At 70.5% G+C, this 11206-nt stretch carries 11 protein-coding genes and 1 pseudogene; 5 read left to right on the top strand and 7 right to left on the bottom strand.

Features of this window, described 5'->3' with window-relative positions:
• Nucleotides 1-414: pseudogene (locus E2651_RS15090) on the top strand (hypothetical protein); the annotation flags it as partial.
• Between the two features lie 117 nt (nucleotides 415-531).
• On the opposite strand, the gene E2651_RS15085 reads toward E2651_RS15090, so the two are convergent.
• Nucleotides 532-927, bottom strand: coding sequence for a helix-turn-helix domain-containing protein (locus E2651_RS15085; protein WP_135331631.1), 396 nt, complete (start codon nucleotides 925-927; stop codon nucleotides 532-534).
• A gap of 90 nt (nucleotides 928-1017) precedes the next feature.
• Here E2651_RS15085 and E2651_RS15080 point away from each other — a divergent pair, with 90 nt between their 5' ends.
• Nucleotides 1018-2526 (top strand): MFS transporter, encoded by a 1509-nt coding sequence (locus E2651_RS15080; protein WP_280922792.1) that lies wholly within the window; start codon nucleotides 1018-1020, stop codon nucleotides 2524-2526.
• Nucleotides 2527-2643: 117 nt separating this feature from the next.
• Nucleotides 2644-3561: a hypothetical protein gene (locus E2651_RS15075; RefSeq protein ID WP_245238838.1), complete on the top strand. Its 918-nt coding sequence runs from the start codon at nucleotides 2644-2646 to the stop codon at nucleotides 3559-3561.
• Here E2651_RS15075 and E2651_RS15070 read toward each other — a convergent pair.
• On the bottom strand, nucleotides 3536-4999 hold the full coding sequence (locus tag E2651_RS15070; RefSeq protein WP_135331638.1) for an MATE family efflux transporter: 1464 nt from the start codon (nucleotides 4997-4999) through the stop codon (nucleotides 3536-3538). The genes E2651_RS15075 and E2651_RS15070 overlap by 26 nt on opposite strands.
• Nucleotides 5000-5115: 116 nt before the next feature.
• Between E2651_RS15070 and E2651_RS15065 the strand changes: the two genes are divergently transcribed.
• Nucleotides 5116-5646, top strand: a complete 531-nt coding sequence (locus E2651_RS15065) for a PadR family transcriptional regulator (protein ID WP_135331628.1) — start codon at nucleotides 5116-5118, stop codon at nucleotides 5644-5646.
• A gap of 30 nt (nucleotides 5647-5676) precedes the next feature.
• Here E2651_RS15065 and E2651_RS15060 read toward each other — a convergent pair whose 3' ends face one another.
• Nucleotides 5677-7527 (bottom strand): alpha-L-fucosidase, encoded by a 1851-nt coding sequence (locus E2651_RS15060; protein ID WP_135331627.1) that lies wholly within the window; start codon nucleotides 7525-7527, stop codon nucleotides 5677-5679.
• 399 nt (nucleotides 7528-7926) lie between these two features.
• Here E2651_RS15060 and E2651_RS15055 point away from each other — a divergent pair, with 399 nt between their 5' ends.
• Nucleotides 7927-8592 carry a response regulator transcription factor gene (locus E2651_RS15055; RefSeq protein ID WP_135331626.1) on the top strand — a complete coding sequence of 222 codons (666 nt, stop codon included), beginning with the start codon at nucleotides 7927-7929 and terminating at the stop codon, nucleotides 8590-8592.
• A 64-nt stretch (nucleotides 8593-8656) separates the two neighbouring features.
• Here E2651_RS15055 and E2651_RS15050 read toward each other — a convergent pair whose 3' ends face one another.
• The 4 genes from E2651_RS15050 to E2651_RS15035 are packed head-to-tail and all read right to left on the bottom strand — an operon-like array spanning nucleotide 8657 to nucleotide 11197.
• Nucleotides 8657-9472, bottom strand: coding sequence for a cyclase family protein (locus E2651_RS15050; protein WP_135331625.1), 816 nt, complete (start codon nucleotides 9470-9472; stop codon nucleotides 8657-8659).
• 34 nt (nucleotides 9473-9506) lie between these two features.
• Nucleotides 9507-10490: a PfkB family carbohydrate kinase gene (locus tag E2651_RS15045; RefSeq protein ID WP_135331624.1), complete on the bottom strand. Its 984-nt coding sequence runs from the start codon at nucleotides 10488-10490 to the stop codon at nucleotides 9507-9509.
• A 7-nt stretch (nucleotides 10491-10497) separates the two neighbouring features.
• Nucleotides 10498-10941 (bottom strand): SRPBCC family protein, encoded by a 444-nt coding sequence (locus tag E2651_RS15040; protein ID WP_135331623.1) that lies wholly within the window; start codon nucleotides 10939-10941, stop codon nucleotides 10498-10500.
• 1 nt (nucleotide 10942) lies between these two features.
• Nucleotides 10943-11197, bottom strand: a complete 255-nt coding sequence (locus tag E2651_RS15035) for an acyl carrier protein (RefSeq protein ID WP_135331622.1) — start codon at nucleotides 11195-11197, stop codon at nucleotides 10943-10945.
• Nucleotides 11198-11206 lie beyond the last annotated feature (9 nt).

The following is an 11206-nucleotide window of genomic DNA, read 5'->3' as shown; positions in this document are numbered from 1 at the left end:
CCCGCCGCCCCCTCCGGCCTCTTCGCCGCCCGCACCGGCACCGAGCCCGAACCGCCGCCCGGCGCAGCCGGCCCCGCCCGCGCCCGCGACGTACGCAGCGCCTGGGAAGGCCTCCTCGAAATGCGCCGCATGACCAACCCGGGCGGCGCGCGGGACCGCCCCTGCGGCTGGGAGCGGACCCATCTCGTCCAGGCCGCCGCCCTGGCCCTGGAGGCGGCGGGCCGCCGGCCGGGGCCCGAGGGCTACGGGGTGGGCGAGACCCCGCAGCCGGAGGCCGTCGCCGTGCGCGACGCCTCGGCCGACGGGCTGCGGGCGTGCGCGGTGGCCCTGGAGGCGGCGGGCTGGCAGGTCAGCGAACACACCGACCGGCCGCGCGGCGGCCACTATCTGCTGGCCTCACCGCGCAGGGCCTAGGGCCTGTCCGGTGGGTCAGGCCGGCCTTCGCGCCGGGTGCCGATTGATCAGGGCCGAGCGGGGGTCGCGACCCCGGCAGGACCCATCGGGCAGGCCCTGGGTGGCAGCCGGCAGTTCCTACGCGTCCACAAGCCCCCGCCGCTCGTCATACGCCGCCCGCGACTCGGCGATCGACACCCGGTGCCGCTCCGCCCAGCCGGTCAGCTTGAGCAGTGTGCCGTGCAACTCCTGGGCCATCGGCGTCAGTTCGTACTCCACCTTCGGCGGGACCGTCGGATGCACCGTCCGCACCAGCAGGCCGTCGCGGTCCAGGTTCCGCAGTGTCAGGGCCAGCATGCGGCGGCTGATTCCGTCGATGCTGCGCTCGAGTTCCGTGAAGCGGATGGGCCCGTGGGCCGCCGCGACCAGGATCGGGACGCTCCATTTCCCGACCACCCTGTCAAGAACTTCCCGCACCGGGCACGCCTGCGCGTTCACCACCTGCGGGGTAACACCGGTGTTCCCTTGCGACATTGAAGTGCCTCCTTCTCGGCGCCCCCATGGTCACCCACGATGAGACCCGTTACAAGTCGTGCACCTATGCAGTTCATGGAGGTTTTCGTCGTGTCCGAGCGTCAGCCCAAGGGGCAGTCCCAGGGTCAGCCCACTCCACCACGCTCACGTTGGGCTTCGCTCGCCGTTCTCTCCTCGGGCCTGCTGATGACGATCATCGACGGCAATATCGTGACCGTGGCGATGCCCTCCATCCAGAGCGATCTCGGCTTCTCCGCGCCGGGTCTCGCCTGGGTGGTCAACGCCTATCTCATCGCCTTCGGCGGTCTGTTGCTGCTGGCCGGGCGGCTCGGTGATCTCGTCGGGCGCAAGCGGATGTTCGTGTGGGGGCTCGCACTTTTCACCGCGGCCTCCGTGCTGTGCGGGGTCGCCACCGACCAGGGCGCGCTGATCGCGGCGCGCGCCGTGCAGGGTGTCGGCGGGGCGATGACCTCCGCCGTCGTGCTCGGCATGCTGGTGGCGCTCTTCCCCGAGCCGCGTGAACAGGCCAAGGCCATCGCGGTGTTCAGCGCGGTCGGCGCGGCGGGCGGTGCGCTCGGGACGTTCCTCGGCGGTGCGCTGACCGAGACCCTGAACTGGCACTGGATCTTCCTGATCAATCTGCCGATCGGGGTGGTCGCGCTCGTCGCGGCGGCCCGGATCCTGGCCGACGACAGGGGTACGGGCCTGGGCGGCGGCGCCGACTATCCGGGCGCGGCGCTCATCACCGGCGCGCTGATGCTCACCGTCTACACGATCGTCGGCTCCGCCGAGCACGGAACTCCCGCCACCCTCGGTCTCGCCGCGCTCTCCCTCGCCCTGTACGCCGCCTTCGCCGTCCGCCAGACCCGCGCCGCCCGCCCCCTGCTGCGCCTGCGCGTCTTCCGCTCCCGCACGCTGACCGGCGCCAACGCCGTGCAGATCGCGATGATCGCCGGGATGTACGGCTTCCAGTACATCGGCGCCCTCTACTTCCAACGCGTCCTGGGCTACGGTGAGTTGAAGACCGGCTTCGCCTTCCTTCCGGCCCCGGTCGTCATCGGCGTACTGATGCTGAGCGTCTCGGCCCGGCTGATCGGCCGCTTCGGCCCCTACCGCCCGCTGCTCGCGGGGCTCACCCTCATCACGGCCGGGCTCGCCCTGCTCGGCCGGCTGCCCGCCGACGGTTCGTACGTCGTCGACGTACTCCCGCCGATGCTGCTCCTCGGGGCGGGCTTCGCCGCCGCGATGCCCGCCGTGACCGGGCTCGCGATGTCCGGGGTGCGCGAGGAGGACGCGGGGCTCGCATCGGGCCTCTTCAACACCACGCAGGTGGTGGGCGGTTCACTGGGGCTCGCCGCCCTGACGACACTGGCCGCGAGTCGCACCGAGGGACTGCTCGCCGATGGCGGGCGCACCCTGGCGGCCACCGCCGACGGCTACCGGCTCGCCTTCTGGGTGGCCACCGGGATCGCGGCGCTCGGTCTCGCCGTCGCCGCGACGGTCCTGCGGCCGGGGCGGCGCCCCGCCGTCACCGTCGAGCAGGCCGTCGAGCAGGCCGACGAGCCCCGCGAGGCGGCTGCCGCGCGAAGCGCCCGTTAGGCCGGTCCAGGTACCTCACTTGCCTCACGGCCGGGCGGGCCACTACCGTCCGGCCAGCCGTGAATCTACGCGCGTCGCACATCGAGTGAGAGGCCCCTGACCATGCGTAAGTCCGCCTTGACCGCAATCACCGTCCTCAGTGCCGGAGTTGCCGTTCTTCTCACCCCCGGCATGTCCCCGGCCAAACCGAAGGCCGCCGCCGACTGGCAGCAGGTCGGGTACGACCTGCAGTCCGGCATCAGTGGTCTCGCTGTCGCCTCCCGCTCGGGTGACACGTTCAGCGCCCTCGTCGTACGCGACAACAAGAAGCCGGGCCAGAATCGCATCGCCAAGGTCACCTACCAGCAGGGGCGGACCCCCGATGTCACGCCGCTCGCCTGGCAGGGCGGCGCCGAGCCGGTCGACCTGGAGGCGCTCGACCGGGTGCCGGGCACCAAGGACGAGTACGTGGCGGTCGCGAGCCGCGGCCTCGCCTACCACCTGAAGACGACCGACGCCGGCGAGGCGGTGGAGGTCCTCGACATCTCGCCGCTCCCCGCGATCGGCCACGGCGACGACTTCGAGAGCTTCACACTCACCGCACGGAACGGGAAGCTTGCCGCGCTCTGGGCCGACCGGGGCGCGGGCGACCGTCCGGCAACGCTGTACGCGGCGCCGTTCTCGATCAACTCCTACGGACAGTCCACGTTCGGCGCGGTGTCGAAGACGGCGTTCCGCACGGCCTACCCCAGTGGCGACGTCCGGCACGCTTCGGATATCGAGGTGACCAAGTCGGGGCGTGTTCTGATCAGTTCGGCCTCGGACGCCGGTGACGACGGGCCGTTCGACTCAGCCGTGAGCGAGGCGGGCAGGCTCACCGTCGCCGACACCGGGAAGGTGCGTCTGTCGCTCGCCAAGTCGCCCAAGCTCCTGGAGAAGTTCACGGGCCACAAGATCGAGGCCCTGCACTGCGTCCCCGGCTCGGACCTCGCCGCCCTCGGCACGGACGACGAGAACGCGGGCGGCGCGGTCACCACCGCCCGCTTCTGCGACTGACCCCGGAGCCGGTGCGGCCCGCCGCCTCCCCCTTCGGCTCCTGAACTCGCCCCGTACGCCGGTACATACGGGCGACCGCCGCGCACTGCAGGGCCATGGACACCGCCATGGCCAGGCAGATGCCCGGCAGACCGAGGCCCGACAGGGCGTAGGCGAGCGCGAGTTGGAGCACGACACCGCACGCGGTGATGCGGGCAAGGGCCGGGCTCGCGCCGCTGCCCTCGAAGACCCCGCCCAGGGCGATGAAGCAGGCGAGCAGCACCAAGTACGGGCCCAGGCACCGCAGATACAGCGCCCCGGCGTCGGCCACCGCTCCCCCGGCCCCGAAGGCCCGCATGATCCAGGGGGCCGCGGCGAGCAGCACCAGCGCGGCCACCAGGCCAAGGGCCCCCGCGACGAGCAGCGCCTGTCGGCCGACGGCGCGGCGCTCGTCGCGGCCTGAGCCGAGCAGGTGGGCGGTGTGGATGGCGGCGGCCTGGCGTACGGAGTAGAAGGCCATGGTCGCCAGGTACATCGCTTTGGTCGCGATGCCGTACGCGGCGACCTCGTCGACGCCGAGCCGGGCGACGACGGCGACGAGCGCGAGCGCGCCCGTCATGCGTACGACGAAGTCCGCCGACATGGGAAGGCCGGTGGCGGCCGTCCTGCGTGCGTCGCCGGTGAAAAGCTTCGCCGGATGTGCGGTGATGAATCCGCGGGTCGGTGGGGGCTGGTGGCGCAGTCCCCTGCGGGCCGGTGGGGGCTGGTCGCGCCCACGCGGCGGAGCCGCATGTGTCACAGCCCCGCGCCCCTTACGGGACTCGACAGCGCCCCGCAGCGCCAACACCCCCCACACCAGCGCCACCGCCCTCCCGACGACCGTGGCGATCGCCGCGCCCCGCACGCCGAGTCCGCACCCCATGATGAGGAGCGGGTCGAGGACCACGATCAGCCCGTTGGTCAGCAGAGCCAGCCGCATCGGCGTACGCGTGTCGCCCGCGCCCTTGAGGATGCCGTCGACGACGTTGGTGGCGAAGTAGACCGCCATGCCCGGCAGCGCGACGGCGAAGTAGTCCGTGGCCAGCGGCAGGGCGTCGCCGCCGCTGCCCAGGACCAGGCGGGCCAGCGGCTCCCGGCACAGGTAGCCGCCGACGGCGACCACGGGAGTGATCAGCGCCCACAGCGCCCAGCCGCCGCGCACCGCGGACCGGACCGCCGCCCCATCCCCCGCTCCCCTGGCGCGGGCCACCAGCACGGTCGTACCGGAGCCTGCCATGAGGATGACGCCGAGCAGCACGTTCTCGACGTTCGTGGCGACGGCCACGGCGGCGACCGCGTCACCGCCGAGCCGGGCCACCCAGACCATGTTGATGATCCCGGCCGTGACCCCCGCGAGGAGCTCGAAGTAGACCGGGTACGCGAGCGACACCAGCCGGCGCCGGTGCTCGGTCGGGCCCATGACGCACCGCCCCATGACGCACTCCCCCTCTTTCCGCTGTACCTCGATTCGAGGTACAGCGGAAAGAGATAGCATCACCGCACGGGATGAACAAGTGACGGGAAGGGGCGATACCCATGCTGGAGCTGTCGATCCTGGGCTTCCTCCGCGAGGAGCCTCTGCATGGCTATGAGCTCAAGACCCGCATCCAGGGCCTGAGCGGCCACATCCGCCCGGTCAGCGACGGCGCGCTCTACCCGGCGATCACGCGTCTGGTGAAGGCGGGCCTCGTCGAGCAGCGCACCGAGCCCGGCAAGAGCGCCGCACCCCGCCGGATCCTCTCCCTCACCGGGGCCGGCCGCACCGAACTGCTCGCTCGTCTGCGGGATCCGAAGGACGCCGAAATCACCGACGGGCAGCGGTTCTTCACGCTGCTCGCCTTCCTGCGCCACCTCCCCGACCCGGCCGGGCAGGCCGCGGTGCTGCGGCGCCGCCAGGCCTTCCTGGAGACTCCGGCGAGCTTCTTCTACCGCGACGGGAAGCCGGTGACGGCGGAGGAGACACCCGACCCCTTCCGGCAGGGCATGCTCCGGATCGCCCGCGCCACCGGCACGGAGGAGAAGAAGTGGCTGGCCGAGGCCATCAGCTCATTGGAGGGGGAAGCATGATGACCTCGGCCGGCCGGGGGTCCCGTCCGCTCAGTTCGCGTACAACTGCGCGGCCGGGATGATCTGTTGCTCCTGGCCGGGGCTCGACCACAGCAGCTTCATGTGGGCCTCGCCCGTGTTCTCGGCGTAGTCGATCCTGATGGAGTGACGGGTGCCGGCGGTCAGCTTCACCTGGGCCTTGTCGATCTTCGGCTCATGCGGTGTCCAGGAGTCGATGACCAGCTTGCCGTCGATCCACACCCGCGCCACGTCGTCCGAGACGGTCGTCAGTGTGTACGTCTCCGAGCGACGCGGCTCCAGCTTGCCGCTCCAGCGGACGCTGAACTTGTCGGAGGGGATGCCCGCGTCCGGTGAACCCTCGTACTTCCAGGCGTGGTTGACCGTCGCGTCGGTACGGGTGATCTTCGGTGTGCCGCTCAACTCCGCGTTGTCGAAGATCTCCTGCTTCAGGCCCTTGCCCTTGCCGGGGCGGGCCGCGGGGCCGGGATCGACCTTCAGCTCGATGACCGTGGCGGTGTCGTTCGTGGCCGCTCCGGAGGGCTTGATGTCGTACCCGTCACCGGACTTGGTGACCTCCACCCGCTGGTCGCTGCCGAGCACCCGCGCCGAGGTGACCTTGAAGTCCGTGCGCGCCTTCAGATGCAGGGCGGAGCCGTCCGTCGGCCACTGGGTGGCCGCCGCGTAGAGCTTGTCGCCCTTGCGGCTCACCGAACCCCAGGCCGGTTCCTCGACGAGTCCGCCGTAGCGGGCGCCGAAGACCGCCTCGCCCTGGCCCGACGTACGCAGCCAGTCGCCCATCTGCTTCAGGCGGTCGACGGAGGGCTGCGGGACACGGCCGCGGGCGTCGGGGCCGACGTTCAGGAGGTAGTTGCCGCTGCGGGACGTCGTGGAGAGGAGGTTGCGGGTCAGGGTCGCCGCGGACTTCCAGTTCTGGTCGTAACGGGCGAAGCCCCAGTGGTCGTTGAGGGTCATGCAGGATTCCCAGAGCTGGCCGTCGACGGGGGCGCCGGGGATCTCCTGCTCGGGGGTGCCGTAGTCGCCGTCGACGACGCGGCGCTTGCCCACGCGGTTGTTGATGACCAGGTCCGGGTCGAGGTCGCGGAGGTAGGCCTCCAGCTTCTCGCCGTCCCGCGCCGTCCAGGGGTTGTTGGGCTTGTCGGTGTCCCACTCGCCGTCGAACCACAGCAGCGCCGGATCGTAGTTGTCGACCAGTTCCTTGAGCTGGGCGCGCATCCGCTTCTCGTACTTGGGGAACGTGGCCGGGTCGGGGAAGTCCTCGTCGTGCCAGTCCCAGATCGAGTAGTAGAAGCCGAGCTTGATGCCCGCGTCGTCGGAGGCCTTCTTCAGCTCGGCGAGGATGTCGCGGCTCTTGTCGAAGGAGGAGTGGTCGCGCAGGTTCCAGTCGTTGACCTTCGTGGGCCACATCGCGTACCCCTCGTGGTGCTTCGAGGTGATGACGATGTAGCGCATCCCGGCGTCCTTGGCCGCCTTCACCACGGCCTTGGCGTCGAAGTCGGCCGGGTTGAACGTCGCGGCCTGCTTCTCGTACTCGGCCTTCGGGATGCCGCACTGGCGCTGGATCCACTCGGCGTCACGGCAGACGGAGCCGTCGGCCTTCTTGTACTCGCCCTCCAGGTTCGAGTACGTGCCGAAGTGGATGAACATGCCGAAGCGGTCCTGGCGGAACCAGTTGGTGCGGTCGGCGGTGAAGGGGTCGTCCGTCGCGTGGTCGGTCCCGGGGCCCGCGGCTTCGGGGGCGGTGGCATCGGGGGCCGCGGCCCGCTCCGGCGCGCGGTCCGGCAGCGCGGTCGCCTGCGGGACGACGGCGAACGCCAGCGAGGCGGCGAGGAGCAGGGCTGGTCCGGCGGCTCTCTTGCGCATGGGGCGGCTCCTGAGGTTGAGGGGTCGCTGGGGAACGTAGGGAGGAATACATCGGATGTCAATGCGCCCAACCGCCCCTGATGCACCGGATGTTGGCGAGTTCGCGCCGCATCGCTCCGATGACTGGCGGGCGCCACCGGCCGCGACGCCCGCCCGCACCTCCCCCGCAGCCGGCCTCAATAAAAACTTCAACCGAAATGCGATCAATCGGCGAAAGGAATGCACGCCTCCGAAAAGCAGAATTAACCAGAAGAATGATTCCGCCGGTGGTGTAGCATCGGATCAGGCAGATATTCGTCGACGATGAAAATCAGCCAACGGGGGCAAGGAGCAGGGCACTTGATGCCCCCATGTTCTGATCTTTCACAGTCGTGAATGCGGAACCCAGGGGGGTCTTCAATGTCATCGATAAGGGTCCTGCTCGTCGACAGCGAACAACTCGTGCTCGAAGGTTTCCGAAAGCTCCTCGACGGCTTTACGGAATTCTGTGTGGTGTCGATAACCCACGACGCGGCAGCGGCGCTCGCGCAACTGCACAGGCACCGCCCGCAGATCGTCGTGATGGGGCTCGGCGTGGCCGGCACGGGCGGTGTGGACGCGGTCCGGGCGATCCGCCGCGAGTCCGGTCACATACGGATCGTCATCCTCTCCTCCAACCAGCAGCCGGTCTACATGCGAGAAGCGTTCCTGGCCGGCGCCAACGCCTATCTCTCCCGCAGCATCGACGCCGTCGAGCTGCGCGAGACGCTGCTCGCCGTGCACCGCGACGGCGCCGCGTTCACGGCGGCCACCGCGGGCCCGATCCTGCAGTTGATGTCGGGCCGCGGCTGCGGCGACGACTCACCGCTCGCGATGCTGACGGAACGCGAGCGGCAGATTCTGTCGCTGGTCGCCGACGACCACGAGACGGATTGCATCGCCACGCATCTGGGGATACGCCCGAAGACCGTCCGCAACTATCTCAGCCGTATCTACGCCAAACTGGGCACGCCCAATCGCGTACAGACCGTGCTGTACGCGAAACGCTCCTTGGGCCGGCAGGGAGATCTGGCGGCCGACCCATGACGTGGGTGAGTGATACCCATGACTTGGGTGGAATTTCCAGAGCGTCCCCGAGCAATTGGGTAATTCAGCGCGGTTCCTGTACGTGCGCCACCGCCCTGCACCATGCCGCGCCGGCGTCCGCGAGGGCGATCGGGAAGGCCATGAAGGTGAACGGGCCGCGCCGCGGCAGCCCCCGCAGCCCCGCCAGGCCTTCGATCTGGATGAACTCCCGCTCCCTGCCGTGCAGATGAGTGGGCCACAGCGCCCCGGGATCACGCGTCTCGTAGAAGGACTCCACCATCGCGCGGGCCGGGCCGTCGAAGCTCCAGCAGTCCGTGCCGAGGACCTTCACGCCGAGGTCGAGGAGGTGGTCGACGGCCTCGGGGGTGACGGCGGTCGACTCCGTGTAGTACGCGGGGGTGCCGACCCGGAGATCGGAGTCCGTGCGGAACAGCACCACCGTCCCGGGCTCCACCCGTGAACCCGCCCCGTCCAGCGCCTCCTTGACGCCGGTCGGCGTGACACGGCCCCCGCAGCCGCGGACGTCGAGCACGACACCCGGACCGCTGAACCACTCCAGCGGCAGATCCATCACCTTCTTCGCGGGCTCGCCCGCGCACTCGGGGCCGTAGTGGAAGGGCGCGTCGACATGCGTGCCCTGATGCACGGACATCCGGTAGAACTCGTTGGAGAGGAAGCAGCCGCCGGGCAGATCGCGCTCGCGCAGCCGCCGGGCGCCGGTCAGCCACCGCCAGTAGTTGACGTACCTGTCCCTTCTGCTGTCTCCGGGCAACGCCCTGATCCTGCGCGACAGTTGGCGGATCCCGTCGCGGTGCAGCCACTGCTCGAACTCGACGCCGGGTGCCCGGCGGCTGATGGGGATGCTCAGGTCCACGTACATGGTCGGTACGTCCCACTCTCTCTGTGATCGAGGTTCATGCCGCGTAGGTGAGCAGGCGGCGGACCGAGGCCGCCGCCGTGTGTCCGTAGGCACCCCTGACCCGGTTCAGCAGGACGCGTACGTTCATCGGGTACTCCTGCGCGCCGGGTGACTCCAGGGCGAACGAGGCCAGGGCGCAGCCCAGTTGGGCCGCACGCTCCAGCGGAGTGCCGCGCACGAGGCCGGCCAGGAGGCCCGCCCGCAGCGCGTCCCCCGCCCCGGCCGGATCGGTCACGGTGACCGAGCCGATCGCGGGGACGGGGGACGGCCGGCGGCCCGCCCGCTCGATCCGCACCCCGGCCGGGCCGAGCGCGGTCACCCACGCCCCGACCCGGTCGAGGAGCTGCCCGGCGGTCCAGCCGGTGGCATCCCGCAGGAGTTCGGACTCCGTCTCGCCGGTGAAGAGGCAACGCGCCCCCGACACCAGGGACTTGACGCCCGTACGGCTCATCCCGGAGATCTGCCGCGCGATGTGGACCGCGAACGGCAGCCCCAGCGCGCGGCACTCCTTCGTGTGCCGGAGCATCACGGCCGGGTCGCCCGGCGCGATCATCACCAGGTCGATGCCGCCCGTGCGCTCCAGGACGGTACGCAGCGGGCGGGCCCGCGCCGAACGCGTCGCGCCCGGCCGGAAGGTGCTGACCCGGTGCCCGTCGATGTCGGTCGTGCACACCTGGCGTGCGGTGGGCTCGCCCGGCACGACGCGTACGGAATCGGTGTCGACGCCGTGCTGCTTGAGCCAGACCTGGTAGTCGGCGAAGTCGGAGCCCGCCACGCCCACCAGGACCGGGTCGTGACCCAGCCTGCCGAGCCCGTAGGCGATGTTGGCCGCTCCGCCGCCCCGGCGTGTCTCCAGGCGCTCGGCGAGGAACGTCAGGGTCGCGAGGTGCGGCCGGCCGGTGACCGGCCGCGCCGGGAAGCGGCCCGGGAAGGTGATGAGGTGGTCCATCGCGATGACCCCCGTGACGGCGATGGGCACAGGGCACTCAGACCCCGGACTCGATCTTCCGCTTGATGCCCGTCTGGTTCTGCCGGGTGTGCGCGTTCATGCGCTCCACGACGGTAGGCAGCGGGACATCGAACTCGTCGTCGACCTCGAAGTCCTGCACCCAGGTCATCAGCGTCCCCTCGGGCACCTGCCGGTAGCTCCACCTGAGGTGCATGTAGCGGAACGGGTGGAGCGGATCGCGCCGCTCGGCGACCGCCGTCAGCTCCCGGTGGTCCAGGAGCCGCCAGGACGTCCAGGTGGAGCCCTCCGGGTTGCTGAGCTCGAAGAGGATCTCGGTCCAGCGGCCGTCCCGCTCCTCGGAGACGACCTTCGCGTGGCTGTACTCGTCGAAGAGGTGGGGCCAGCGGCCGATGTCGTTGGTGACGTCGAAGACGTGCTGGGCGTCGGCCTCGATGACGACGCTGTTCTCGATCCTGGGCATCTCAGCTCCTCACCGCGCCGGCGCCGGTCGACATCAGGCGCTCCACGCGGTCGACGAGGTCGCGGAAGGTACGGAAGCCGCCCTCGGCGTCCGCGTCGATGCTGATGCCGAAGTGCTGTTCGAGGGCGACGACGACCTCGACCAGCTCGGTCGAGTCGATGTCCAGGTCCTCGGCGAGGCGCCGGTCGTCGGCGAGCTCCTCCCCCTCGAAGCCCGCACCGCGCATGACGGTGACCACGTTCTCTCGTACATTCATGGAACTCAC

This window comes from Streptomyces sp. MZ04 (assembly GCF_004684775.1).
GTDB lineage: Bacteria > Actinomycetota > Actinomycetes > Streptomycetales > Streptomycetaceae > Streptomyces.
Note: the sequence above shows the minus strand (reverse complement) of the source record. Positions and strands in the feature narration are given on the sequence as shown.